The sequence below is a fragment of the Pseudomonas sp. LjRoot71 genome, assembly GCF_964253255.1.
GTDB lineage: Bacteria > Pseudomonadota > Gammaproteobacteria > Pseudomonadales > Pseudomonadaceae > Aquipseudomonas.
Genome location: NZ_CAXURA020000001.1, coordinates 3,052,312 through 3,078,694, shown reverse-complemented (window position 1 = coordinate 3,078,694; position 26,383 = coordinate 3,052,312). Strand labels below are relative to the sequence as shown.

Here is a 26,383-nt window from a genome sequence, read left to right as displayed (position 1 = left end):
AAGGGCGCGGATCATAGCATAGCCGCCTAGCAGCCAACGCTAGGAACCCTGGCACTAGCTCCCTATAATGCGCGGTTCTTCGAATCACCCTTTTTGAGCGCGCATGACCAAGAAGCTTTATATCGAAACCCACGGTTGCCAGATGAACGAGTACGACAGCTCGCGCATGATTGACCTGTTGGGCGAACATCAAGCCCTGGAAGTCACCGAGAAGGCCGCAGACGCTGACATCATCCTGCTCAACACCTGCTCGATCCGTGAAAAAGCCCAGGACAAGGTGTTCTCGCAACTCGGCCGCTGGCAAAAACTGAAAATTGCCAACCCAGACCTGGTGATCGGCGTTGGCGGCTGTGTAGCCAGCCAGGAAGGCGCGGCGATTCGTGATCGCGCGCCCTACGTCGACGTGGTCTTCGGCCCGCAGACCCTGCACCGCCTGCCGGAAATGATCGACGCCGCGCGTACCACCAAGATCGCCCAGGTCGACATCAGCTTCCCCGAAATCGAGAAATTCGACCGCCTGCCCGAACCGCGCGTCGATGGGCCCAGCGCCTACGTGTCGGTGATGGAAGGCTGCAGCAAGTACTGCACTTTCTGCGTGGTGCCCTACACACGCGGCGAAGAAGTCAGCCGACCGATGGCCGACGTGCTCGGCGAAATCATCCACCTGGCCGAACACGGTGTGCGCGAAATCACCCTGCTCGGGCAGAACGTCAACGGTTACCGCGGCGCGACCCAGAACGGGCAGATTGCCGACTTCGCCGAACTGCTCTATGCCGTAGCGGCCATCGACGGTATCGACCGCATTCGCTACACCACCAGCCATCCGCTGGAGTTCTCCGACGCGCTAATCCAGGCCCACGCCGAGATCCCCGAGCTTGTGAAGTACCTGCACCTGCCGGTGCAATCGGGCTCCGACCGCATTCTCGCGGCGATGAAGCGCAACCACACCGCACTCGAATACAAGTCGCGCATCCGCAAGCTGCGCGCCGTCGTGCCGGACATCCTGATCAGCTCGGACTTTATCGTCGGTTTCCCCGGTGAAACCGAGAAGGACTTCGAGCAGACCATGAAGCTGGTCGAGGATGTCGGTTTCGACTTTTGCTACTCCTTCGTCTACAGCTCGCGCCCTGGCACCCCGGCGGCTGACCTGCCCGACGACACCCCGCTGGAGCTGAAAAAACAGCGCCTGGCACTGCTGCAACACCGCATCACCCAGCAGGGTTTTGAGAACAGCCGACGCATGGCGGGCACTGTGCAGCGCATCCTGGTCAACGATTACTCGAAGAAGGACCCTGGCATGCTCCAGGGCCGCACCGAGAGCAATCGGGTGGTCAACTTCCGCAGCGATAATCCGCGCCTGATCGGCCAGTTCGTCGACGTGCATATCGACGAAGCCATGCCCAACTCGCTGCGCGGCACGCTGATCAACGAAACCGTCTGCAACTAAAGCCGCAGCGGCCCGAGCTTCCCCCTCGCGGCCGCTAGCGCTATTCTTCGTTTCACTACCCCAGCCGACTGGCGGCCATCACACGACCTTGAACGCGCCCATAGAACCACTCCGCTTTATCCTTGAACCCTTTGAGGCCCGCCGCTTCGCCAACCTGTGCGGCCAATTTGATGAACACCTGCGCCTGATCGAACAGCGCCTGGGCATCGAGTTGCGCAACCGTGGCAACCAGTTCGAACTGGTCGGCACCGCCGGCCAGACCCGCGCCGCCGAGCAACTGCTGCGCCGCCTCTACCGCGAAACCCAAAGCACCGAACTGTCGCCCGATCTGGTGCACCTGTTCCTGCAGGAGTCCGGTATCGAAGAGCTGAGCAATCCGACCGTCGAAGCCAGCGTTGCCCTGCGCACCCGCAAGGGCATGATTCGCCCACGCGGCGCCAATCAGCAACGCTATGTCAAAGCCATCCTCGACCACGACATCAACTTCGGCATCGGCCCAGCCGGCACCGGTAAAACCTATCTCGCAGTAGCAGCTGCCGTGGATGCCCTGGAGCGCGAGCAGATTCGCCGCATCCTGCTGGTGCGTCCGGCGGTAGAAGCGGGTGAAAAGCTCGGCTTCCTGCCTGGCGACCTGTCGCAGAAGATCGACCCGTACCTGCGCCCGCTGTACGACGCGCTGTACGAGATGCTCGGCTTTGAGCAGGTGGCCAAGCTGATCGAAAAGCAGGTGATCGAAGTCGCGCCGCTGGCTTACATGCGCGGCCGCACGCTGAACAACAGCTTTATCATCCTCGACGAAAGCCAGAACACCACCCTGGAACAGATGAAGATGTTCCTCACCCGCATTGGCTTCGGTTCGACGGCGGTGATTACCGGCGACATCACTCAGGTCGACCTGCCGCGCGGCACCAAAAGCGGCCTGACCCACGTGATCGACGTGCTGCGTGATGTGCCGGGCATCAGCTTTACCCACTTCAAGCCCAAGGACGTGGTGCGCCATCCGCTGGTGCAACGCATCGTCGAAGCCTACGAGCGCTACGACAACCGTATGCACGGCAAACTGGATGACGAGCAGGATGAGCGCAATGCTTGAGCTTGACCTGCAGATCGCCAGCGACGCCGCCACCCTGCCGAGCGAGGCGCAGTTTCGCGCCTGGTGCAAGATTGCCCTGCGCCAGCGCACGGCTGACTCGGAGCTGACTATCCGCCTGGTCGATGAAGCCGAGGGTCGCGAGCTCAATCACACCTGGCGTCATAAAGATTACGCCACCAACGTACTATCCTTCCCTGCCGATGTGCCGGATGAACTGCTGGACATCCCGTTGCTCGGCGACCTGGTGATCTGCGTGCCGGTGGTTGAACGCGAAGCCCAGGAACAAGCGAAAACCAGTGAAGCGCACTGGGCGCACCTGGTGATCCACGGCTGCCTGCATCTGCTCGGCTACGACCATATCGAGGATGAGGAAGCCGAAGAGATGGAAGCGCTGGAACGAGAATTGCTGGCTGAGCTGGGGCATCCCGACCCTTACGCCGACCACGAATAATTATTTGCCACCCCCACAGACACAACAGAAGGTTCCTGAGTAACCACCATGAGCGAAGATCGATCGAGCAACGAGCAAAAGTCCTGGTTCAACCGACTGACCCAGGCTTTTGCTCATGAGCCGAAGAACCGCAAAGAACTGCTGGAAGTGCTGCGCGAAGCGCACCAGAACAAGCTGCTCGACAGCGAAGCGCTGGCCATCGTTGAAGGCGCTATTCAAGTCGCCGACCTGCAGGTACGCGACATTATGGTGCCGCGCTCACAGATGATGAGCATCAAGGCCAATCAGTCGCCCAAGGAGTTCCTGCCGGCGATCATCGAAGCGGCGCACTCGCGCTACCCGGTGGTGGGCGAAAGCCTCGATGATGTGGTCGGCATCCTGCTGGCCAAGGACCTGCTGCCACTGATCCTCTCGGGCGAACAGCCCAACTTCAATATCAAGGACCTGCTGCGCCCGGCCACCTTCGTGCCCGAGTCCAAGCGCCTCAACGTGCTGCTGCGCGAATTTCGCGCCAACCACAATCACATGGCCGTGGTCATCGATGAGTACGGCGGCGTTGCCGGCCTGGTGACCATTGAGGACGTACTCGAGCAGATCGTCGGCGATATCGAAGACGAGCACGACGTGGAAGAGGACAGCTACGTCAAACCGCTGCCCTCAGGCGATTTCCTGGTCAAGGCGCTGACGCCGATCGACAGCTTCAACGAAGCCTTCGACACCACATTCTCCGACGATGAATTCGACACCGTCGGCGGCCTGGTGATGAGCGCCTTCGGCCACCTGCCCAAGCGCAATGAAGTCACCGAGATCGGCGAGTTCCGCTTCCGCGTGCTCAACGCCGACAGCCGGCGCATTCATCTGCTGCGCCTGACGCCGATCAATAACTGATCTGCAGCCGGCCACCGGCAATGGTGGCCGGCGGGCAACACTTCCCCCGCCTGCTCGCGCGCTTTACCCTTGCGCCACCGCAATCCAAGGACCTGCATGCAATGCACTGGATAACTCGACCTGGCTGGCCCGGCACCCTGATCGCGCTTGTCGCGGGGGCCATCACGCCCTTGGCGCTGGCACCCTATGACCTGTGGCCGCTGGCGCTCTTGTCCATCGCCCTGTTCTACCTCGGCCTGCGTGACCTGACGCCACGCCAGGCAGCTCTGCGTGGCTGGAGCTATGGCTTTGGCCTGTTCGCCGCCGGCACCAGCTGGGTGTATGTGAGCATCCATGATTACGGCGCCGCCTCGCCGCCGCTGGCGGTGTTTCTGACCCTGCTGTTTGTCGGTGGGCTCGGCCTGCTGTTCGCCCTTAGCGCCTGGGTCTGGACGCGCTGGCTGCGCCGGGTCGAAGCGCCGCTGGCCGACGCACTGGCCTTCGCGGCGCTGTGGCTGGCGCAGGAAGCCTTCCGCAGCTGGTTTCTCACCGGCTTCCCCTGGCTCTACGCCGGCTACAGCCAACTGGATGGTCCGCTGGCCGGCCTGGCCCCAGTAGGCGGTGTATGGCTGCTGTCGTTTGCCTTGGCGCTGAGCGCCGCGCTGCTGGTCAACCTGGCGCAATTGCGGGCGCGCAAGGCGTTTCTCGCCATCGGCGTGGTGCTGTTAGTCGCGCCGTGGATCGCCGGCCTCGCCCTCAAGGGCCACGCCTGGACCCAGCCGCAGGGTGAGCCGCTGAGCGTGGCCGCCATGCAGGGCAATATCGAACAGAACCTGAAGTGGGACCCCGAGCAGCTCAATGCGCAGCTCGCGCTGTACCGCGACATGACCTTCAGTGCCAAGCCGACCGACCTGATCATCTGGCCGGAGACGGCCATTCCGGTGCTCAAGGACCGCGCTCAGGGTTACCTGGGTGTGATCAATCGCTTCGCCAACGACCGCAATGCTGCACTGATCACCGGCGTGCCGATTCGTCAGAGCAACGAGCGCGGCGAACCGCGTTACTACAACGGCATCAGCGTGGTCGGCCAGGGCAGCGGCGACTACCTCAAACAGAAGCTGGTGCCCTTCGGTGAATACGTGCCACTGCAGGATCTGCTGCGCGGGGTGATTGCCTTCTTTGACCTGCCAATGTCCGACTTCGCCCGCGGCTCGGCCGGACAAGGGCTGTTGCAAGCCAAAGGCCACGCATTGGCCTCGTTGATTTGCTACGAAGTGGTCTACCCCGAATTCGCTGCCAGCCTGGCTGCGCAGAGCGACCTGCTGCTGACCATCAGCAACGACACCTGGTTCGGCCGCTCCATCGGCCCGCTGCAGCACCTGCAGATGGCGCAGATGCGCGCCCTGGAAGCCGGACGCTGGATGATCCGCGCGACCAACAACGGCGTCACCGCGCTGATCGACCCGCAAGGCCAGATCACCACGCAACTGCCGCAATTCGAACAGGCAGTGCTCTATGGCCAGGTGCAACCGATGCAGGGGCTCACGCCTTATCTGCAGTGGCGTGGTTGGCCCATGCTGATTATCTGCCTGGGGCTATTTGCCTGGGCGTTGATGGCCAGCCGTATGGCCAAAACGCTTTAACGACGAAAAAATCGGTAGAACTCGCGCAGCTCAGTCTGCGCGTCGCCAATGCTGACCGGGGTAAAACGCAATGGATGGTGCGCCGGGCATTGCGCCAGGCGCCCCTGATCGAGCGGATGCAACCAGCCGAGCAACGGGTAACCGCCCATGCTCTGATGGTCGGCCTGGAGGATGATCGGCTGACCATCCGGCGGCACCTGAATCGCGCCCCGACCAACCCCCAATGACCACTGCCGCACAGGTGGCTGCACGGCCTCGCCGAGCAGTCGTGCGCCCATGCGATCAGAGTGCGGGCTGAGCTGCCAGGTCTGGGCAAAAAAGCCCTGCAACTGGTCTTCCTCGAAACTCGCCGCATCGCCGCCGGTAATCACCCGCAGCAAAGGTTTACAGCGGTAATCCGGCACATAGGGCCAGGGCACGCTGGCGGCGTGAGTAAAATGTGCGGGCCGACAGGCCAGCAGATCGCCCGCCTGCAACGCCCGGCCTAGCCCTTCGCGCAGCTGCACGCTAACGCTCCCCAGCACCGGCGCAGCAATAAAGCCGCCGGCCACCGCCAGATAGGCACGTTGACCGCTACGGGCAAAGCCCAGGCGCAACAGCTGGCCTTTGCGCAATGGCAGGCGCGTCCACAGCGGCTGCGGCTGATCATCCAGACTCAGCGGCACTTGAGCGCCGCACACCGCCACCCAGGTATCGACTTCGGCCTGCAACGCGACGCCGCCCAAGGCGATTTCCAGCAGCGGCGTGCCCCAGGGATTGTTCAGCAGATGATTGGCCCAGGCCGCACCGTGCCAATCCAGCGGCCCGGCGGGCGATACGCCCAAGTGTTGCCAGCCGCGCCGCCCAGCATCCTGCAACAGGCTTTGCGGCCCTGGCTTGAGCACCCGCAGGCCGCTCATGGCTGACCGCCTTCGCGAATAAAGTCGCGCTCGTCGATACGGCGAAAACGCACCCGGTCACCCAGCGCCAGCGGGCATGGCGGGGTTTGTGCAGCGTCGAACAACGACCAGGGGCAACGACCAATTAGGTGCCAGCCGCCGGGCGAGCTGTGCGGGTAGATCGCCGTCTGCCGCTCGGCAATTGCCAGGCTACCGGCCGGCACCGCGAGACGCGGGGTGGCGCGGCGCGGTAACGCTAGGCGCGCGTCCAGCTCGCCGAGGTAGGCAAAGCCTGGAGCAAAACCAATCGCGCCAACGCGGTACTCGGTCGCCGCATGCAGCTCGATCACCTGAGCGCTGCTCAGCTGGCACAAACGCGCGACCTCGGCGAGGTCTTCACCGTTGTACCAAATAGGAATTTCATACAGCCGCCCGGCCTGCGTAACAACAGGCTCGGCCAGCCAGCGCTCCAACAGCGGTTTGAGTCGCTCGGCCAGCTCCAGGTGATCGGTGCGCAGCAGGTCATAGTGCAGCAGCAGGCTGGTCCAGCCCGGTACCAGATCAGTCAGCACCTCACCCAACTCGCCACGGATACGCTCGGCCAGCAACGCGATCCGCTGCGGCAACTGCGCATCCGGCTGTTCGGCCAGCACCAGCAGCAGCGCTTCGGCACCGGCCGGTTCGAGGCGAATCACAGAGCGTCCAGGCTGGCCCGCAAACGCCGCAATACGGCCAGGGAGTCGGCGTTATCGCCATGCACGCACAGGCTGTCGGCGCGCAGCTGCAGCGGCTTGCCATCGATATCGGCAAACAGCTCACCGCGGGCAATCGCCAGGGCCTGCTGAAATATCCGCTGCGGATCATGGTGCACCGCGCCGCTCAAACGCCGGGGGGCCAACTGCCCGTCGGCCAGATAGGCACGGTCGGCAAAAGCCTCGAACATCAGCGGCACATCGGCGGCATCGGCCAGGCGCAGCTCGCGGCTGTTGTCAGCCAGCGCCAGCACCATCAGCGGCAAGCCCTTGCGGTAACTGGCGCAGGCCTCAAGCACCGCGTTGAACAGCGCATCGTCACGCACCAGGTCGTTGTACAACGCGCCATGCGGTTTGACGTAGGCCAACTGGGTGCCGGCCGCGCGGCAGAAGGCATCCAGCGCGCCAAGTTGGTACAGCACCAGCGCGGTGACCTCCTCCGGCGAGCAGGCGAGATGCCGACGGCCGAAACCGAGCAGATCAGGATAGGCCGGGTGCGCACCAATGCTCACCCCATGCTGCACCGCCAGGGCGACGGTGCGCTGCATGGTCATCGGGTCGGAAGCATGAAAGCCGCAAGCCAGGTTGGCCTGATCAACCAGCGGCATGGCATGCACATCATCGCCCATGCTCCACACGCCGAAGCTTTCACCCATGTCGCAATTCAGCAGGATTCTTTTCATGCCCATCAGCTTAGTGGCGCATTGCAGCGACGGGAAGCCCGCCCAAGCATGCCCATGCCCAACCACGGCCGTGTCCGGGTAAGAAAAGCTCATCGCCGCTCAATAGGAATGTATATTGTTTGTAAATAATCATTCTTAGCATTAAAAATTCACTAGAATCGCCACCCTGAAACCCAAACCCACTGACAAGACTCGGCTATGCCTCACTCCTTCTGGCTCGGCACCCTGCGCCAATGGCACTGGATCAGCTCCGCACTGTGCCTGGCCGGCATGCTGTTGTTTGCCGTGACCGGCATCACCCTGAACCATGCCACGCAGATCGAAGCGAAACCCCGGGTGATCAATCATCAGGCGCAGCTGCCCGAGGCGCTGCAGGCCGCGCTGCAAGACAAACAGCCCAGCCAGGGCCTGCCACTGGAGCTGCGTCAGTGGCTGGAAACCGAGCTGGCGATTCGCCTGGATGGCCGCGACGCCGAATGGTCGGATGGCGAGTTGTATATCGGCCTGCCGCGCCCCGGTGGCGATGCCTGGCTGAGCCTGGATATTGAATCCGGCGCGCTGGAGTTCGAATCCACCGACCGCGGCTGGATCGCCTACCTGAATGACCTGCACAAAGGCCGCAACACCGGCACGGCCTGGGCCTGGTTTATCGATGTATTTGCCGTGCTCTGCGTGGTGTTCAGCCTCAGCGGCCTGCTGTTGCTGCAACGCTATGCCGGCAACCGCCCCAGCACCTGGCCGATGCTCGGCCTGGGCCTGGTACTCCCTGTTCTGCTGGCTCTGCTGTTTATTCACTAAGGACATCGTTATGCCAAAACGCTTGCTGTTGCCCCTGTGCGCCCTTTTGAGCACCCCGGTGCTGGCTGCCGACGTGAAGCTGGAGGTGGAAATCCCGCGCCTGCAGGTGGCCGAATACCACCGCCCCTATGTGGCCATCTGGCTGGAGCAACCGGACCAGAAGCATGTCGCCAACCTGGCGGTGTGGTACGACCAGAAGCTCAAGGACAAGGAAGGCGAGAAGTGGCTCAAAGACCTGCGCCAATGGTGGCGCCGCAGCGGCCGCAGCCTGGAGATGCCGGTTGACGGCGTCAGCGGCGCAACCCGCGCAGTGGGCGCGCAGAGCCTGAGCTTCAGCAGCGCCGATGCTCCTTTCAAACAGTTACCCGCCGGCGAATACCGCGTGGTGGTGGAAGCCGCCCGTGAAGTGGGCGGCCGCGAACTGCTGCGCCTGCCGTTCACCTGGCCACCCAAGCAAGCCGCCAACCACAGCGTTCAGGGCAGCAGCGAGCTGGGCAAGATCACCCTGCAACTGACGCCTTGAACCTCAGCCCCTTGAATCACTGCCCTTAAGGAAGACTGCCATGCACCCACTCGTAAAATGGACCGCCCTGACCCTGGCCATCTGCCTGCCGCTGTCCGCCCAGGCCCACCGCGCCTGGATGCTGCCTTCGGCCACGGTACTGTCCGGTGAAGATCCGTGGGTCACCGTCGACGCCGCCGTGTCCAATGACCTGTTCTACTTCGAGCACTTCCCGCTGCGCATTCAGGGCATCGGCAATCTCGACAACGCCCCCGCTGGCGGCCCACCTGGCATGCGTCCGCGCCCGGCCGCCGTACTGCAATTGTTCGCCCCGGATGGCAGCGCCGCCAAGGCCGAGAACGGCAGCATTGGCCGTTACCGCAGCACCTTCGACCTGCACCTGACCCAGAAAGGCACCTACAAACTGGCCATTGCCAACAGCGGCCTGTTCGCCAGCTGGAAAGAAGGCCAGGAAAACAAGCGCTGGATGGGCAAGGCCGAAGACTTCGCCAAGCAGGTACCGGCAGGCGCCGCCGAGCTGAAAGTGGCGCAGAACAACAGCCGCATGGAAGTCTTCGTCACCTCCGGCAACCCGACCACTACAGTCCTGAAAACCACCGGTGTGGGCCTTGAACTGGCTCCGATTACCCACCCCAACGACCTGTTCGCCGGTGAAGCCGCCGAATTCACCCTGCTGCTCGATGGCAAACCCGCCGCTGGTGTTGAAGTCAGCGTGATCCCCGGTGGCAACCGTTACCGCGATGAGTTGGGTGAAATCAAAACCACCAGCGACGCCAACGGCAAGATCAGCATCACCTGGCCGAACGCCGGCATGTACTGGCTGGAAGCCGAGCTGAGCAGCAAGGACGGCGTCATTGCGCCGGCCACCGAGCGCCGCGCCTCCTACAGCGCGACGCTGGAAGTGCTGGCACCCTGATGCCCGCCCGAACGCTGTCGCCACCCGGCGACAGCGCTTCCCTCCTCTTGGCTGACGACTCGACTTGATCACCGCCTCGCGACTTCACGCCCTGCGCCACTGGCCATTGCCGACCTGCCTGCTGCTGGCCGGCCTGTTGTTCTGGCTGCAACCGGCGCGCGAACTCAGCGCCGCATTGATCAGCGCTACCTATCTCGCCCTGTGCCTGCACTACTGCTGGCCACAGCGCCGTATCCCATCCGGCCAGGCCGGCGAACTGCTGATTGCCTACGCCAGCCAAGGCGGCCAGGCGCAGCACCTGGCCGAACGCAGCTGCGCGCAACTGCTCGCCAGCGGCACACCGGCACGTTGTATCGCACTCAACCAACTGGACAGCACACAGCTGGCAACGCTTGAGCGCCTGCTGCTGGTAGTCAGCACCTACGGTGACGGCGAAGCACCCGATAACGCCGCACGCTTTGAGCGTGCCCTGCATGCCCAACAACCGCTGCCGCAACTGCACTTCGCCATCCTGGCCCTGGGTGACAGCAGCTACCCGCAGTTCTGCGCCTTTGGCCAACGCCTGCAGCAGCGCCTGCACGCGCTTAAGGCGCAGCCACTGTTCGACCTGCTGTGCGTCGATAGCCTCGACGCCGGCACCCTGCGCCACTGGCAGCAGCAACTTGGCCACCTCAGCGGCAGCAGCGATTTTGTCGACTGGCAGCCCGCGCACTATCGACCTTGGCAACTGACGCAGCGCCACTGCCTCAACCCTGACAGCATCGGCTCCCCGATCTTCCAACTGCGCCTGAGCAGCAGCGAGGACGTCGAGTGGCGCGCCGGCGATATTGTCGAAGTCGGCCCACGGCATGCCCCGCAGCGCGTCAGCGCGTGCCTGCAGCACCTCGGCCTTGATCCGCAACAGCGCTTAGCGGATGGCCAGCTGCTGAGCGATGCCCTGAGCCAACGCCACCTGCCGACAAGCCGACCGGATGACCGCGACATCGCACAATGGCTTACCGAACTGACGCCCCTGCCACACCGCGAATATTCAATTGCCTCGTGCCGCAGCAGTGGCAGCCTCGACCTGCTGGTACGCCTGCAGCACCAGGCTGACGGCAGCCCCGGACTGGGCTCCGGCTGGCTGTGCCAGCATGCCGACGTTGGCAGCCAGATCGATCTGCGTATCCGCCGCAACCCTGGCTTCCAGGGCCCGGACGCCACTACACCGCTGATTCTGATCGGCAGCGGCAGCGGCCTCGCCGGCCTGCGCGCGCACTTGCAGGAACGCGCAACCAATCCAGGCTCACGCAACTGGCTGCTGTTTGGCGAACGCCATGCCACCCACGACGCCCTGCTGATCGACGAGCTACGCGCCTGGCAGCACAGCGGCCACCTCGAACGCCTCGACCTCACCTATTCGCGCGACGGCAATCCGCAGCGCTATGTGCAGGACGCCCTGCGCGAGTCAGCCAGCACCTTGCGCGCCTGGCTGGCCGACGGTGCCGCTATTTACCTGTGCGGCAGCCTCGACGGCATGGGCCGCGATGTCGACGCCTGCCTGCGCCAACTGCTGGGCGATGCAGCACTTGAGCAGTTGAGCCAGAGCGGCCGTTATCGCCGAGATCTGTACTGACAGCACAAGGCTCGACTGACCTGGGCACACTCGCCTCGCAATGACCGCGCGTGAGTCACCCGTCTCAGAAATACAGAGCAACAGCTGAGACCACGACGCCTAGCCGATGCCGATGCCGATGCCGATGCCGATGCCAGCAGCACGCTCGGCCCTTCCGATACGGGCAACGATACCCTCACCTGATCCCCGCGATGCACCACTGTCAGCCTGCCAACTCCCGCGCCGCCTTCGAATAGCCGCATAAAACAAAACCCCGGCCACTGCAGGCAGTGGCCGGGGTTTCGTGTCAGCGGATGGTCGCTACCGGCCAACCCAATCTGGCGGTAGCAGCCCGGACAGGCTTAGAAGCTGTAAGTCGCCGACAGCACCGCCGAACGCGCATCACCGTACTCGATCGCCGAAGAGCGGGTATTCAGACCCACGTTCTGCCGCACGCTTTGCACATACTCCTTGTCGAACAGGTTGTTCATGTTCAACTGCAGATCAAGCTCATCGGTCACCTTGTAGCCGACCATGGCGTTGTGCACCCAGTAGGCGTCCAGCTTGGCGTTGTCGCTGGAGGTCACGTTACGCTCGCTGGCATAACGTGCACCGTAACCCACGCGCCAGCCGGCTGGCAGCTCGTAGGTGCTCCACAGGTTGAACGAGCGCGGCGGGGTGTTACCCAGCGCCTGACCTTCACGGGCGATACCAGCAGCAGTGTCTGCGGCCTTGAGGGTTTCGCTGTCGAGGAAGGTGTAGTTGGCGTAGACGTTCCATTGATCGGTAATCCGACCGGTGACACCAAACTCAACGCCCTGCACACGCTGCTCACCTGCCAGCTGGGTCGAGCCATCGGCCATGGTTTCACGGGCGTTGGTCTTCTCGACACGGAACAGCGCAGCATCCAGTTGCAGGCGGTTATTGAGCAGCTCCCACTTGGTGCCCAGCTCCCAGGTTTCGTTCTCTTCCGGGTCCAGCTCGGTGGCAGCAGCAGTCAGCGCACCGGAAGACGCCAGGTTCTCCGCCGCCGGGTTGAAGGACGTACCGTAAGCCAGGTAGATGCGGCCATTCTCGGTCGGTTTGTAGACCACCCCGGCACGGCCGCTGAGTTCCTTGTCACGCGAATCCACACGGGTCACGGTGCCGGCAGGCAGCGCGATGTTCTTCGAATCGCCTTTGATCCAGTCGTAACGCAGGCCCAGGCTCAGGTCCCATTGCTCGTTCAGGGCCAGGGTGTCGAAGACATAAATCGCTTCGTTATCCAGCTGGGTGCTGGTTTCAGCGGAGCGAGCCTTGTTGATCGGCCCGGTGTAATAACCTGGCGGGTTACCCAGATCGAAGCTGCGGCCGGCAAAATCCAAGCCATAGCTGTAAGTGTTGCGGTGGTAATCCTCACGCGAAATCTCAACACCCGTCACCAGGGTGTGACCCAGGCCGAAGGTGTCGAAATACGCGGTCAGGTTGGTCTGGTTGATCCACATCTCGCTGGTCACATCACGGCCATAGCCCTGCGGACCGGCAGGCCGGTATTGCCCAGCCGGGGCGACGGCCAGGTTGACGTGGGAGGCCGAAATGACCGTGTCACGCTTGACCTGGCTGTAACGGCTGAGGTTCTGCAAGCGCAGGTTGTCGTTGAAGTCGTGTTCGAATTTGACCGTAAAGGCGTCGGTCTGAATTTCTTCCTTGTCGATGTTCTTCCAGCCGAAGAAGCCCTCACGCTCAACACCGGCCAGGCGCTTGCCGTCGAAAGCCGGCACACCGTAATCGGGCATGTTGTCATCGTTTTGATGCAGGTAGCTGAGGGTCAGGCGAGTCGACTCGCTCAAGCCCAACAGCAGCGACGGCGCAATGCCCCAGCGCTGGCGATCCACATGATCACGGCCTGGCACATCGTTCTCATGGGCCATCAGGTTGAGACGAAACGCGCTGTCGGTGCCCACGCCATCCAGGGTCTGGTTGGTGTCCAGGGTCAGGCGGTGGTAGTTGTCGGTGCCCAGGCTGGCACCGATTTCGGTGAAGTCGCGCTGACGTGGCTGCTTGCTGGCCTGGTTGATGCTGCCGCCGGTGGTGCCGGAGCCGCCGAATACCGAGTTGGGGCCTTTGATGACCTCAACGGCTTCGATATTGAAGGTGTCGGTACGGTTGTTCTGCGAGCTGTCGCGCAGGCCGTCGATCTGCATGTTGGCGTTGGCACTGAAGCCACGGATGTTGATGCTGTCGCCTGAACCACCACCGCCCTCACCGGCGTTAAAGGTGATACCGGAGACGTTGGCCAGCACTTCTTTCATGCTCAGGGCTTTCTGCTCTTTGAGCAGCGCCTGTGGCACCACGGTGATGGTCTGCGGGGTATCGAGCAACGGCACCGCGTACTTGGCGGAAGACGAGGTTTCGGTCTTGTAGCTTTCGGCCTGCTGGCCCTTGACCGTCACGCTACCCAGTTCGACCGGTGTCTTGGCCTTTTGCGGCACTTGCTCGGCTGCCATGCCGGCACCCGCCCAGGACGCTACAGCCAGACCGATGGCCGTAGCCAGAAGACGACGCTGCGGCAGGTTGCCGACTTGTTTACCCATACCCATGAGAACCACCCCCAGATAAAAACGAGGCGTGATTCTATTTGATAATGATTACCAAGCAATACGAATTTACACTTTTATTTGCGTTTAGTTCCCTACAGCTTATTTTTTCTACAGCAGACTCGTCGCATTGATACCAGCCAGGTCGCGGCAACCGGTCAGAGCCATGGCCACCTCCAGCTCAGCCCGCAGCAACTGCACCACATGCGCCACACCACTCGCCCCCGCCGCAGCCAGGCCATACACATAAGGTCGTCCAACCAATACGGCATCGGCACCCAAGGCCAGCGCCTTGAATACATCCGTACCACGACGGATACCGCCATCAAGCAGCAGTGGCACACGCCCCTGCACGGCAGCAGCAACTTGCGCCAGCACCTCGATGGTCGCCGGCTGGCCGTCCAGCGTTCGCCCGCCATGGTTGGAGACGATAATGCCATCGACACCCTCGGCCACCGCGCGCTGCGCATCTTCGGCAGTCATCACGCCCTTGAGCAGAATCGGCAGGCGCGTCAGTGAGCGCAGCCATTGCACATCAGCCCAACCAGGCGCTGCCGCCAGCAAGGCACCGCCGAGCAACAGGCCACCGCTGGGCGGTGCGTCCTCACGCAACGGCTGCATACCGCGCAGGTTGACCGCCTCGACACCCTCGGGCAGGCAGAAACCGGCGCGTTGTTCGCGGTTGCGCATGCCATTGACCGGCGCATCCACCGTCAACACCAGTGCCTGATAACCCGCCGCTTCGGCGCGCCTGACCAATGCCTCGGTAAAGGCCCGATCCGGCTGGATATACAGCTGAAACCACAGCGGGGTGTGCGCCTGCTCAGCCACCGCTTCGAGCGACACGCTGGCCTGAGTGCTGAGTACCATACCGGCCTGCACCGCCGAGGCCGCCAGCACCGTGGCCAGCTCACCGTCGGCATGCGCCAACTGTTGATAGGCCACCGGAGCGAGGAAAATCGGGTGAGCGAATACCTGACCGAACAGCTGCAGATGGGTATTACCACCGCTGAGGTCAGCCAACACCCGCGTGCGCAGGCGAATGCGCTGAAACGCCGCCTGATTCTCTGCCAGGGTCAATTCATCGGCCGCACCGCCGGCGATATAAGCCCAGGCCTGGGCGCTCATGCGCTCGCGGGCCAGTGGCTCATAGTCCGCCACGGCGGCGACGCTTGGCGGAATCTGCGTCAGTTTCGGCAATGGCAGGTCGGTCATGTATTGGCCCACTGGCGCAGCAGGTTGTGATAAACCCCGGTCAAGCGAGCCAGCTCGGCACTCTCCGGCACTTCCAGGGTCAGCGCCTGCACTGCTCGGTCCAGCTCCAGCAACAGACTGCGCTGGGTGTCATCACGCACCAGGCTCTGAATCCAGAAAAACGCCGCATAGCGTGTGCCCCGGGTCACCGGCTCAACCCGATGCAAACTGCTGCCGGGATACAGCACCAGATGCCCGGCCGGCAACTTGACGCGATGGCTGCCGTAACTGTCTTCGACCACCAGCTCGCCGCCGTCGTACTCGTCCGGCTCACTGAAGAACAGCGTGGCCGACAGATCGCTGCGCACCCGATGCGGCGTGCCCGGCACGCTGAAAATCGCGTTGTCGATATGGTTGCCGTAAGTGCCGCCGCCGGTGTAACGGTTGAAGCGCGGTGGCAACACCTTCAGCGGCAAGGCAGCCGAGACGAACTGCGGATGGTTACCCAAACGCTGCACGATAAAGTCGCCAATCTGCACCACCAGCGGATCATCCTGCGCCAGTTGCTGATTGGCCTTGGCCTTCACGGCCTGATGCCCGGCAGTCAACCGACCGTCCTGCCAGTTGGCCTGTTCAAACGCCTGACGGCACTCACGCACCTGCTCGGGCGTCAGCACATCGGCAATGCTCAACATCATGATTCGCTCTCCTCACCGGTCGCCCTGAGCGCCCGCAACCATCAGTTGCAAATGATTCTAAATAGCTGGCGCGCACTATGACAGCACGCAGCAACAGAACCGTTGATCCAGCCCAATAAACCATCCCCTGAGGATGCCGCAGAACCAATAAAAACGCCCCGGATACCACAGGTATTCGGGGCGCTGATAGAGCCTGGACGACTTAGAAGCGGAAGTCAGTGCTCAGGGTCAGGGTGCGTGGATCACCGAGCATGGCGCGACGACCACTCCAGTTGGTGGAAACGGCATATTCCTCATCGGTCAGGTTATCCAGATTGACCCGCACATCCAGGTTCGTGTTGACCGCGTAGGACGCCATCGCATTGAAGGTGGTGTAGCTCGGCAGCTTGCCCACTGCGCCGTTGGGAATAATGCGTTCAGCATCGTCCGGACGGCCCAGGTAAGACGAACCCACATGCTTGGCACCGGCGCCAATGGTCACGCCAACCGGTAGACGATAGGTCGTCCACAGACTCCCAGACACTCGCGGACTGAAGGCCAGCTCGTCACCACTGGTACGATCAACCACGCCATAGTCACCCGGGTTAGCGTTCTTGCGCACCTGGTCCAGATAGGCGCTGTGCTTACGCTCGCTGTCCATAAAGACGATGCCGGCAAACACATTCCAGTCGTCAGTGATCTTGCCAGTGGCACTCAGCTCCAGACCTTTAACGATCTGCTCGCCATACCCCTTGAGGTAGGCAGTCCCCACCTCGCCGTTATCCAGACCACTGATCGCAACCCGTTTCTCGGTATAAAACAGTGCGGCAGCCGTCGACAAACGTTGATCGAAGAAATCCCACTTGGTGCCCAGCTCGTAGTTGTCAGCCTTGACCGGATCAGCACCTTTCAACAGCCCCGGCATGGCCTGGCCATTGACACGCGAAATATCCGTGCCGGACAGGAAGGAACCTGCTGGCTGAACCGAACGACCATAGGCCACGTAGATGCTGCCGTACTCAACCGGCTTGTACACCAGGCCCAGTTTGCCGGCCACGGTGAACTCAGTGTCATCGTAGCCATCCGGGCCGACAGGCGCGCCGGCAACGGTCTTGCTACTGATATCAACTTGGTAGTTTTCCAGGCGCAGCCCGCCCGTGAGCTGCCACTGCTCATTCAACTGGATGGTGTCGTAGAGATACAGGGCAACAGTATCAACGGTGACTTCGCTGGCCTCACGCAGTTGACCGCGCTTGGCGGTCGGCCCTGTGCGCTGCCAATCCGGGTTGAATGGGTCGACCACAACCTGCGGCCGCACCTCAGCATAGGTGCGCGCCTCTGACTCCTCGCGCGTCAGTTCCAGGCCGGTGGACAGGTTGTGCTGCAAGGTGCCGGTGGCAAACTGTGCCGACAGGTTGGTCTGGTTGCTCAGGCTGGTGTTGACCCGATCATAGAATTGGGTGTCGGTCAGCAGGTCACGTTGAGCCGGGCGGTACTGGAAAGGCATGGTGTAACGCGCATCACGGTCAACCCGTGCCCAGCGCGTCTGGTTACTCAAGGTCATGCCAGTGGACAGGTCGTGCTCAAGGCGTGCCAGGAAGGAATCACTGGTGGTGTCGTCATAATCGGACTTGAGGCCATAGAAGGTGTCGCGATCCACCGACGACAACGCCGGATCATAGGGCGTATTGCCCTTGAGTCCCTTGACCGAGGCGCCGGATACCCCCCAATCCGGACGATCATTCATCTGCACATGCTCATAGGCGAAGATCGCGCGGGTATCAGTGCCCAGGCCGAACGCCACCGAAGGCGCGATGCCCCAGCTGTTCTTCTCGGCATGCTCACGCCCGGCCACGCCGCTGTCTTCCAGCAGCAGATTGAGGCGCACGGCGGTGCTGTCGTTAACCACCTGGTTGGTATCCAGAGTCAGGCGTTTACGGGCTTCGGAATCGTATTGATCGAAGGCATAGCTGATGCCGCCACCCATAAACTCTTCCATGGTCGGGGTTTTGGTCACCAGGTTGACGTAACCGCCGGCACCACCGCGACCGTTGTCGGCCGCCGGGCCCTTGGCCACTTCAACTGACTCGACGTTGAACACATCACGGGTATAGCTGCCGTTGTCGCGCGCGCCGTCGATAAAGATGCTGCCGCTGGTATCGAAACCACGCAGGCTGAAATTGTTGGTGCCGCTGGCAAAGCCGTTTTCACCGGCGTTGAAACTGATTCCTGGGGTGTTGCTCAGCACATCCGTCAAGGTGCGTGCGCCCTGCTCCTTGAACAGCGCTTCCGGGATCACGCTGAACGTCTGCGGCGTATCCAGCAAGGCCGCCGTCTGCTTCGGCGAGGAGGCCTTATCGACCTTGTAACCGCTGTCCTGCTGCCCCTTGATCGTTGCGCCACCCAGCTCAACCGGGGTTTTCTCGGCTTCAGCGGCAAAGCTGCTGCCAGCACAGGAGGCGATGGCAAAACCGATGGCGCTGGCCAGCAGGCGAGGCTGCGGAAGAGCACCGCGCTTGTTATTTTTGTGCATGAGAATCACTCCAGGATTGAGAAACTGGCGCGATTCTAATTAATAAGCACTCTCAATCAATCTTTACATATCGTTTACAGGAACCCATTTGTAACAAAATTGTCAGGCACCTCCATGCGCCGCTGAACCCTCGCGCGCACCCTTCAAACAAAAGCCTCTAGTACAGGCAATAGCGCCCGTCAGCACGCCCCAGCGGCTACTCACAAATGGTGCAGACAGAAAAAAGGCACGGAGGTCAGTCCGTGCCTTCTGGCCCTGCATAGCAGCTATTACAGGTAGAACGACTTCAGCGGCGGGAAGCCATTGAATTCCACCGCGCTGTAGCTGGTGGTGTAGGCACCGGTGGACAGCCAGTACAGGCGATCACCGATCGACAGGTTCAGCGGCAGGCCGTACTTGTAGTTCTCGTACATGATGTCGGCGCTGTCGCAGGTCGGGCCGGCGATTACCACTTCTTCCACTTCACCCTTCTTCTCGGTCCAGATCGGGAACTTGATCGACTCGTCCATGGTTTCGATCAGGCCGCTGAACTTGCCAACATCCACATACACCCAACGCTCTACGGCGGTGCGCGACTTACGCGCCACCAGCACCACTTCGCTGACCAGAATGCCGGCGTTGGCGATCAGCGAACGGCCCGGCTCCAGAATGATTTCCGGCAGGTCGTCGCCGAAGTCTTCCTTGAGGAAGCGGATGATTTCCTCGGCGTAAGTTTCCAGGCTGTTGGTGCGGGTGATGTAGTTGGCCGGGAAGCCGCCGCCCATGTTGATCAGTTTCAGCTCGATGCCGTCTTCTTCTTTCAGACGCTCGAAGATCACCTTGACCTTGGCAATCGCCGCGTCCCACACCGAGATGTCGCGCTGCTGCGAACCAACATGGAAGGACAGGCCGTAAGGCACCAGACCGAGGTCACGGGCGAGGATCAGCAGGTCCATGGCCATGTCGGTCTGGCAGCCGAACTTGCGCGACAGCGGCCAATCGGCCGTGGTCGAGCCTTCGGTAAGGATGCGCACATAGACTTTCGCGCCCGGCGCAGCCTTGGCGATATTGCGCAGGTCGGCTTCCGAGTCGGTGGCAAACAGGCGCACGCCCTTCTCGAAGAAGTAGCGGATGTCCTTGGATTTCTTGATGGTGTTGCCGTAGCTGATGCGGTCAGGCGTCACGCCACGGCTGAGCACCTTGTCCAGCTCGTAGATCGAGGCGATGTCGAAGCTGGAGCCCTTTTCCTTGAGCAGGTCGATGATTTCCACCGCCGGGTTGGCCTTGACCGCGTAGTACACCTTGGCGAACTCGAACCCGGCGCGCAGGTCGTCGTAGGCCTGACTGATGATCGAGGTATCGATCAGCACGAACGGGGTTTCCTGGGTATCAGCGAAGGCTTTCATGCGCTGAAAAGTAGCGGGTGCGTAATAGTCTTCGACCTTGATCGACATGCTCGGACTCCAGTTGGCAGAACCAGTTAAAACGCATTCAGCAGATGAGCCGGCATTAGCGCCACTCACCCACCATTCAGGGAGACCTGGCGGCTAACCCGCACAGGCAGAACGTCTGATCAGTTTCCCCACTTTGGTTCGCCTACTTCCCAAGGCATGTCGCCGAGGATTACTCGCATCGGAGCAACCTCTCGTCGTCAGTACTTGAGCCGGATGGATCGTTGCCAGCATGGACGTTCGGGCGCGAACTTTAGGGCCATGGGGGGCTGAGATCAATCAAAAATGCCGTACTTTTGCTCCTCTTTGTCGCCTTATTGATTGATCGTTTTATATTCAAAACAAAACGTTATGAAATGCTGCACAACACGCTAAAAACCCGCGTTTTTCTCCCCTGACTACAGGTCACCGCGCGCGCTGACGTTTACCGTTATAATCGCCGCCTTTTTTGACAGACCGACTATTCAGTCGACGGGTTCCCGCACAATGACCATCCAGGCCACCGAAGTCGGCAAACGCCGTACATTCGCGATCATCTCTCACCCCGACGCCGGTAAAACCACCATTACCGAGAAGCTGCTGCTGATGGGCAAGGCGATTGCCGTGGCCGGTACGGTGAAGTCGCGCAAGTCCGACCGTCATGCGACGTCCGACTGGATGGAAATGGAGAAGCAGCGCGGTATCTCCATCACCACCTCGGTGATGCAGTTCCCCTACCGCGAGCACATGATCAACCTGCTCGACACCCCCGGCCACGAAGACTTTTCGGAAGACACTTACCGCACCCTGACCGCAGTGGACAGCGCGCTGATGGTGCTCGACGGCGGTAAAGGCGTTGAGCCACGCACCATCGCCCTGATGGACGTGTGCCGCCTGCGCGACACGCCGATTGTCAGCTTCGTCAACAAGCTCGACCGTGATATCCGCGACCCGATCGAACTGCTCGACGAGATCGAGGCGGTACTGAAAATCAAGGCCGCGCCGATCACCTGGCCGATTGGCTGCTACAAGGATTTCAAGGGCGTCTACCACCTGGCCGGCGACTACATCATCGTCTACACCCCAGGCCACGGCCACGAGCGCACCGAAACCAAGATCATCGAAAAACTCGACTCGGATGAGGCCCGCGCCCACCTGGGTGATGAGTACGAGCGCTTCCTCGAGCAGCTTGAGCTGGTGCAAGGGGCCTGCCACGAATTCGACCAGGACGAATTCATGAACGGCCAGCTGACCCCGGTGTTCTTCGGCACCGCGCTGGGTAATTTCGGTGTCGACCATGTACTCGACGCCGTGGTCGACTGGGCCCCGCGTCCGCTGGCTCGCGTCGCCCATGAGCGCACGGTGGAGCCGGTTGAAGAAAAGTTCTCCGGCTTCGTGTTCAAGATCCAGGCGAACATGGACCCCAAGCACCGCGACCGCATCGCCTTTATGCGCATCTGCTCGGGCAAGTACAGCCAAGGCATGAAGATGCGCCACGTGCGCCTGGGCAAGGACGTGCGCGTCGGCGACGCCCTGACCTTCTTCTCCAGCGAGCGTGAGCAGCTGGAAGAGGCCTATGCCGGCGACATCATCGGCCTGCACAACCACGGCACCATCCAGATCGGCGACACTTTTACCGAGGGTGAAGCGCTGGGCTTTACCGGTATTCCTCACTTCGCCCCGGAGCTGTTCCGCCGCGTACGCCTGAAAGACCCACTGAAGTCCAAACAGCTGCGCCAAGGTTTGCAGCAGCTGGCCGAAGAAGGCGCGACCCAGGTGTTCTTCCCCGAGCGCAGCAACGACATCGTTCTCGGAGCCGTCGGTGTGCTGCAGTTCGACGTGGTCGCCAGCCGCCTGAAAGAGGAATACAAGGTCGAGTGCGCCTACGAGCCCATCACCGTCTGGTCAGCGCGCTGGATTGAGTGCAGCGACAAGAAGAAGCTTGAGGAGTTTTCCAACAAGGCGGTGGAAAACCTCGCCCTGGATGGCGGCGGCCACCTCACCTACCTGGCCCCGACCCGAGTCAACCTGAGCCTGATGGAAGAGCGCTGGCCAGACATCAAGTTCCGCGCGACACGCGAGCATCACTAAAGGGTTGCACTACCCTGTGTAGGAGCCAGCTTGCTGGCGATCAGCGTTTATGCAAGACCAGATCGCCAGCAAGCTGGCTCCTACATAAAGCAAGTTTCTGGAGCCTCTGGAATGGATTCCAGCCTCTTCGCCCACCGTGGCCACACCCTGCGAACAGGCCGCTTCTCTGAGCCTGGCCGGGCTTATCTGCTGACTACCACGACCCACGAGCGAACACCGGTATTCAACGACTGGCTACTCGCACGCCTGCTGATTAGTGAAATGCGCCAGGCACATGAGTTAAAGATTGTCACGTCACTGGCTTGGGTCGTTATGCCTGATCATTTTCACTGGCTGGTCGAGCTTGGCAACACACCTGTGCAAACACTGATGCAACGCATCAAATCTCGCAGCGCCATTGCCATCAACAAAGCCAGCGCCGAACACAACGGCAAGCTGTGGCAGAGAGGCTTCCATGACCGGGCGCTGCGCAGGGAAGAAGACCTGCAAAGCGTGGCGCGTTATATCGTCGCCAACCCGCTTCGCGCCGAGTTAGTCAAACGCGTTGGCGACTACCCGCTGTGGGATGCGATATGGCTGTAAAGCAAAAACCTTGATCGCCAGCAAGCTGGCTCCTACCGATTGCTGTCCTTGCCAACTGGCGCAACCACGACAAATCGCCGATGCTCAGCCCATGCACCTGATCGACACCCACACTCACCTGGACTTCCCTGACTTCGACGCTGACCGCACCGAGGTGCTGTGGCGCAGTCGTGAGCGGGGTATCGAGCGCCTGGTGGTGCTGGGTGTGCACCAGGCCAACTGGCAGCGGGTGTGGGATCTGGCGCAAAGCGACGACAGCCTCTATGCGGCGTTCGGCCTGCACCCGGTTTACCTGGATGAACACCAGCCAGAACACCTGAGCAAATTGCGTGACTGGCTGACTCGCTGCGCCGGCCACCCAAAGCTCTGTGCAGTGGGCGAGTTTGGTCTGGACTACTTTCTCGAACAGCTGGACCGCGCGCGGCAACAGCAGCTGTTTGAAGCACAGCTTGAACTGGCCAGCGAGTTCGAACTGCCCGCCCTGCTACATGTACGCCGCGCCCATGCCGCGACCATCGCCACGCTCAAGCGCTACAAACCCAAACGCAGCGGAATTATCCACGCCTTTGCCGGCAGCACCGAAGAAGCCCGTGAATACCTCAAGCTCGGTTTCAAACTCGGCCTCGGTGGCGCACCGACCTGGCCGCAGGCGCTGCGGCTGCGCAAGGTGGTGGCGCAACTGCCGCTGGAGGCCATCGTGCTGGAAACCGACTCACCCGACATGGCCCCGGCGATGCACGCCTATCAGCGCAACAGCCCGGAATACTTGCCAGACATCTGTGCAGCCCTTGCCGAGCTACGGGGTATCAGCGCGGATGAGCTGGCCAGCGCCAGCAGCCACAACGCAGCCGAATTGTTTGGCTGGGCGCCTACCTGAGCAGAAACCTCAGTGGCTGATCATCCACGGCCGGCCACTGGGTTTGGTTTTCAGTGCATGGGGGTTGGCCTTGGTCGGGGCCAGCGGTTTGTTCGGCGTGCAGCAACCACAGCCTTTCGGGTGCTTGCGGCTCTGTGCGTATTCCTCAACCGTCTGCGGCGCATGGGCGCTGCGTTCGTTGGCAGCAATGGCGCGGCGCTGGCTGCCAGACATCGTTGCCAACCCCGGCGCGCTGAGAATCACCCGCGCACTGGCCTCGCCGCACCAGGGGCAGGTACACGGCTGGTCACGCTCAGCCATCGGCCGCAGCTGAGTAAAGTCGCCGCACGCGGCACAGTCGTATTCATAAATGGGCATCGCCTGGCTCCTCGTTATCGTGGCTTAGCCACCCCCTCCCGTATTCGGGAGGGGGGTATCGGCTTATTTGTCCGGGGCGATGGGCAGGTCGATGCTGCCGTCGAGGAACTTGGTCGGGCCACTGGCACTGGGGTTGATATCGAAGTCGAAAATCTCCGTCGGCAGCCACAGGGTGGCGCAGGCGTTAGGGATATCGACTACCCCGCTGATATGCCCCTGTACCGGCGCCGACCCCAGCAAGGCATAGCCCTGGGCCGGTGAGTAGCCGAACTTGGTCAGGTAGTTGATGGCATTCAGACAGGCCTGCTTGTAGGCGATGTTCACATCCAGGTAGTGCTGCTTACCGGACTCGTCCACCGAGATGCCTTCGAAGATCAGGTAGTTCTTGTAGTTGGGGGTGATCGGGCTCGGCTTGAACACCGGGTTCTTGATGCCGTACTTGGCCATGCCGCCCTTGATCAGCTCGACCTTCATATGCACCCAGCCGGCCATCTCGATGGCGCCGCAGAAGGTGATCTCACCATCACCCTGACTGAAGTGCAGGTCGCCCACCGACAGCCCGGCACCGTTCACATACACCGGGAAGAAGATCTTCGAGCCGCGCGACAGATCCTTGATGTCGCAGTTACCGCCATGCTCACGTGGCGGTACGGTGCGCGCGCCGGTCAGCGCTGCAAGGTCGCGGGCCTCACCTTTCATCTTGCCCATGTGCGCGGTGGGTGCCATCGGCGGGTTGGCCAGCGGCGGGACGCGAGTCGGGTTGGTGTCAATCAGCTCCTGCTCGCGCTTGTTCCAATCGGCGAGCATCTTGTGGTCCGGCAGGCAGCCGATCAGCCCCGGATGGATCAGCCCGGCGAAGTTCACACCCGGAATGTGCCGTGAGCTGGTGAACATGCCCTTGAAGTCCCAGATGGCCTTCTGCGCCAGCGGGAAGTGGTCAGTGAGGAAACCACCGCCGTTCTGTTTGGAGAAGAAGCCGTTGAAGCCCCACATCGAATCGGCCTTGGCACCGATGTCGAGCAGGTCGACCACCAGCAGGTCGCCCGGCTCGGCACCGTGTACGCCCACCGGGCCGGAGAGGTAGTGCACGGTGGACAGGTCGACGTCGCGTACATCGCTGGCGTCGTCGTTGTTCTTGATCGCGCCGGCAGTCCAGTCATAGGTTTCGAGAATGAAATCGTCACCCGGTTTGACCCAGCAAGCCATCGGAATATCCGGGTGCCAGCGGTTGTGGATCTGCTCGTTTTCGGTGGCGGGCTGGTTGAGGTCGACCTTGATCAGCGTTTCGGTCATGACAAAGCTCCTGGGACCATTGAGGGGACTTGGCGCCACGGCGCCGGGGTACGGAGCTAGTCTTCAACGCGCGAGGAAATCGGCAAATACGTCGGATGACGTATGCCCTGCATCAGCATTCATAAGGCCTGCAGGATTTTTTCGCGGACGCGAAAAAGCGGCCAGCGCATGGAGAACACGCCAGCCGCAAAACGAGAAAATGATGCCGTAGGTTGGGTTGTTGAGCGCAGCGAAGAAGCCCAACAGACCGACGTTAATGCAGCCTCGGGGATCGCCGTTAGGCTTCGTACCTCAACCCAACCTACAGCGCCGCGCTACACCGACAGGTAACGGCTGATCGTCGCCTCGTCGACCTTGTCGCGAGTCTCCTCGACCACGAACTTGCCCTTCTCGATCACCAGGAAACGGTCGGCGATTTCCATGGTGAACGACAGCACCTGCTCGGAGACCACGATGGTCAGATCTCGCAGATTGCGAATCTCCTTCAGGGTGCGCGCGATGTCCTTGATGATCGACGGCTGGATGCCCTCGGTCGGTTCATCGAGCAGCAGCACCTTGGGGTTGGTGGCCAGCGCGCGGGCAATCGCCAGTTGCTGTTGCTGACCGCCAGACAGGTTGCCGCCCTTGCGGTGGCGCATCTCATGCAGCACGGGGAATAACGCATACAGGTCGTCTGGTACCTGGCCCCTGGCAGAGGCCGGCAGGCCGGTCTGGATATTCTCCAGCACGCTCATGCTGGGGAAGATCATTCGTCCCTGGGGCACGTAGGCGATGCCGCTTTCGACCCGCTGGTGGGTTTCCAGCTTGGAGATGTCGCGACCGTCCACGCTGATCTGCCCGCCCCATTGCGGCAGCACGCCCATCAGGCTCTTGAACAGGGTGGTCTTGCCCATGCCGTTGCGACCCATGACCGCGACGATTTCGCGCTTTTCCACGTTCAGGTTGAGGTCATGGAGAATCTGGCTCTGGCCGTAACCGGAAGCGAGGTTGCTGATCTGGAACATGGAAAACTCCTTGCTGAACGTAGCCCGGATGCAATCCGGGGTTCGGACTCGATGCGGGCACTGCTCCCGGATTGCATCCGGGCTACGGGGCTAGCGATCAGCGGCCAAATAGCGCGTTGATCGCCAGCAAGCTGGCTCCTACGAA

At 61.7% G+C, this 26,383-nt stretch carries 23 protein-coding genes; 12 read left to right on the top strand and 11 right to left on the bottom strand.

Translation table 11 applies throughout. The annotated features are described in order from the left end of the window. Positions 1–103 precede the first annotated feature (103 nt). The 5 genes from miaB (at position 104) to lnt (ending at position 5,501) form a co-directional block, all read left to right on the top strand. A complete protein-coding gene (gene miaB / locus ACSQ17_RS14445) occupies positions 104–1,447 on the top strand; it encodes a tRNA (N6-isopentenyl adenosine(37)-C2)-methylthiotransferase MiaB (RefSeq protein WP_436069371.1) in 1,344 nt (447 codons plus the stop codon). Between the two features lie 88 nt (positions 1,448–1,535). Then, entirely contained in the window at positions 1,536–2,540 is a 1,005-nt protein-coding gene (locus ACSQ17_RS14440) for a PhoH family protein (protein WP_233683709.1), read from the top strand. Continuing rightward, positions 2,533–2,991, top strand: a complete 459-nt coding sequence (gene ybeY, locus ACSQ17_RS14435; RefSeq protein ID WP_436069370.1) for an rRNA maturation RNase YbeY — start codon at positions 2,533–2,535, stop codon at positions 2,989–2,991. The genes ACSQ17_RS14440 and ybeY overlap by 8 nt, the downstream gene beginning before the upstream one ends. 48 nt (positions 2,992–3,039) lie before the next feature. Further along, positions 3,040–3,879: an HlyC/CorC family transporter gene (locus tag ACSQ17_RS14430; RefSeq protein WP_233683707.1), complete on the top strand. Its 840-nt coding sequence runs from the start codon at positions 3,040–3,042 to the stop codon at positions 3,877–3,879. Between the two features lie 101 nt (positions 3,880–3,980). Continuing rightward, complete coding sequence (gene lnt, locus ACSQ17_RS14425; RefSeq protein WP_436069369.1) at positions 3,981–5,501, top strand: apolipoprotein N-acyltransferase; 1,521 nt, start codon at positions 3,981–3,983, stop codon at positions 5,499–5,501. On the opposite strand, the gene ACSQ17_RS14420 is transcribed toward lnt, so the two are convergent. The 3 genes from ACSQ17_RS14420 to ACSQ17_RS14410 are packed head-to-tail and all read right to left on the bottom strand — an operon-like array spanning position 5,498 to position 7,814. Then, the gene (locus tag ACSQ17_RS14420) at positions 5,498–6,400 is read right to left on the bottom strand and encodes a biotin-dependent carboxyltransferase family protein (protein WP_436069368.1); all 903 of its coding nucleotides are present in this window, start codon (positions 6,398–6,400) and stop codon (positions 5,498–5,500) included. The genes lnt and ACSQ17_RS14420 overlap by 4 nt on opposite strands. Further along, entirely contained in the window at positions 6,397–7,074 is a 678-nt protein-coding gene (gene pxpB / locus ACSQ17_RS14415) for a 5-oxoprolinase subunit PxpB (RefSeq protein WP_436069367.1), read from the bottom strand. Before pxpB ends, ACSQ17_RS14420 begins: the two co-directional genes overlap by 4 nt. Further along, a complete protein-coding gene (locus ACSQ17_RS14410; protein ID WP_436070485.1) occupies positions 7,071–7,814 on the bottom strand; it encodes a 5-oxoprolinase subunit PxpA in 744 nt (247 codons plus the stop codon). Before ACSQ17_RS14410 ends, pxpB begins: the two co-directional genes overlap by 4 nt. A 198-nt stretch (positions 7,815–8,012) precedes the next feature. On the opposite strand from ACSQ17_RS14410, the gene ACSQ17_RS14405 reads away from it, so the two are divergent. The 4 genes from ACSQ17_RS14405 to ACSQ17_RS14390 all read left to right on the top strand — a co-directional run bounded on the left by ACSQ17_RS14405 (position 8,013) and on the right by ACSQ17_RS14390 (position 11,666). Beyond that, the gene (locus tag ACSQ17_RS14405) at positions 8,013–8,612 is read left to right on the top strand and encodes a PepSY-associated TM helix domain-containing protein (RefSeq protein WP_436069366.1); all 600 of its coding nucleotides are present in this window, start codon (positions 8,013–8,015) and stop codon (positions 8,610–8,612) included. 10 nt (positions 8,613–8,622) lie between these two features. Then, a complete protein-coding gene (locus ACSQ17_RS14400; protein ID WP_436069365.1) occupies positions 8,623–9,135 on the top strand; it encodes a DUF2271 domain-containing protein in 513 nt (170 codons plus the stop codon). Positions 9,136–9,175: 40 nt separating this feature from the next. After that, positions 9,176–10,051, top strand: coding sequence for a DUF4198 domain-containing protein (locus ACSQ17_RS14395; RefSeq protein WP_436069364.1), 876 nt, complete (start codon positions 9,176–9,178; stop codon positions 10,049–10,051). 64 nt (positions 10,052–10,115) lie between these two features. Continuing rightward, positions 10,116–11,666 (top strand): sulfite reductase subunit alpha, encoded by a 1,551-nt coding sequence (locus tag ACSQ17_RS14390; protein WP_436069363.1) that lies wholly within the window; start codon positions 10,116–10,118, stop codon positions 11,664–11,666. Positions 11,667–12,007: 341 nt separating this feature from the next. Here the strand turns inward: ACSQ17_RS14390 and ACSQ17_RS14385 are convergent, their stop codons facing one another. The 5 genes from ACSQ17_RS14385 to ACSQ17_RS14365 all read right to left on the bottom strand — a co-directional run bounded on the left by ACSQ17_RS14385 (position 12,008) and on the right by ACSQ17_RS14365 (position 20,058). Next, positions 12,008–14,218: a TonB-dependent receptor gene (locus ACSQ17_RS14385; RefSeq protein WP_436069362.1), complete on the bottom strand. Its 2,211-nt coding sequence runs from the start codon at positions 14,216–14,218 to the stop codon at positions 12,008–12,010. Between the two features lie 114 nt (positions 14,219–14,332). Then, complete coding sequence (locus tag ACSQ17_RS14380; RefSeq protein ID WP_436069361.1) at positions 14,333–15,436, bottom strand: alpha-hydroxy acid oxidase; 1,104 nt, start codon at positions 15,434–15,436, stop codon at positions 14,333–14,335. Next, complete coding sequence (locus ACSQ17_RS14375; protein ID WP_436069360.1) at positions 15,433–16,113, bottom strand: Fe2+-dependent dioxygenase; 681 nt, start codon at positions 16,111–16,113, stop codon at positions 15,433–15,435. The genes ACSQ17_RS14380 and ACSQ17_RS14375 overlap by 4 nt, the downstream gene beginning before the upstream one ends. 202 nt (positions 16,114–16,315) lie before the next feature. Beyond that, positions 16,316–18,625: a TonB-dependent receptor gene (locus ACSQ17_RS14370; protein WP_436069359.1), complete on the bottom strand. Its 2,310-nt coding sequence runs from the start codon at positions 18,623–18,625 to the stop codon at positions 16,316–16,318. Between the two features lie 269 nt (positions 18,626–18,894). Further along, positions 18,895–20,058 (bottom strand): type III PLP-dependent enzyme, encoded by a 1,164-nt coding sequence (locus ACSQ17_RS14365; RefSeq protein ID WP_436069358.1) that lies wholly within the window; start codon positions 20,056–20,058, stop codon positions 18,895–18,897. A 483-nt stretch (positions 20,059–20,541) separates the two neighbouring features. Between ACSQ17_RS14365 and ACSQ17_RS14360 the strand changes: the two genes are divergently transcribed. The 3 genes from ACSQ17_RS14360 to ACSQ17_RS14350 all read left to right on the top strand — a co-directional run bounded on the left by ACSQ17_RS14360 (position 20,542) and on the right by ACSQ17_RS14350 (position 23,584). After that, complete coding sequence (locus tag ACSQ17_RS14360) at positions 20,542–22,125, top strand: peptide chain release factor 3 (RefSeq protein WP_436069357.1); 1,584 nt, start codon at positions 20,542–20,544, stop codon at positions 22,123–22,125. 111 nt (positions 22,126–22,236) lie between these two features. Then, entirely contained in the window at positions 22,237–22,707 is a 471-nt protein-coding gene (locus ACSQ17_RS14355; protein ID WP_436070484.1) for an REP-associated tyrosine transposase, read from the top strand. A 91-nt stretch (positions 22,708–22,798) separates the two neighbouring features. Continuing rightward, complete coding sequence (locus tag ACSQ17_RS14350) at positions 22,799–23,584, top strand: TatD family hydrolase (protein ID WP_436069356.1); 786 nt, start codon at positions 22,799–22,801, stop codon at positions 23,582–23,584. A gap of 9 nt (positions 23,585–23,593) precedes the next feature. On the opposite strand, the gene ACSQ17_RS14345 is transcribed toward ACSQ17_RS14350, so the two are convergent. From ACSQ17_RS14345 to urtE, 3 genes are all read right to left on the bottom strand, one after another. After that, on the bottom strand, positions 23,594–23,941 hold the full coding sequence (locus tag ACSQ17_RS14345; protein WP_392540823.1) for an FmdB family zinc ribbon protein: 348 nt from the start codon (positions 23,939–23,941) through the stop codon (positions 23,594–23,596). A gap of 63 nt (positions 23,942–24,004) precedes the next feature. Next, positions 24,005–25,234, bottom strand: coding sequence for a formamidase (fmdA, locus tag ACSQ17_RS14340; RefSeq protein ID WP_257777048.1), 1,230 nt, complete (start codon positions 25,232–25,234; stop codon positions 24,005–24,007). A 314-nt stretch (positions 25,235–25,548) separates the two neighbouring features. Then, positions 25,549–26,238, bottom strand: coding sequence for an urea ABC transporter ATP-binding subunit UrtE (gene urtE, locus ACSQ17_RS14335; protein WP_436069355.1), 690 nt, complete (start codon positions 26,236–26,238; stop codon positions 25,549–25,551). Positions 26,239–26,383: the final 145 nt, after the last annotated feature.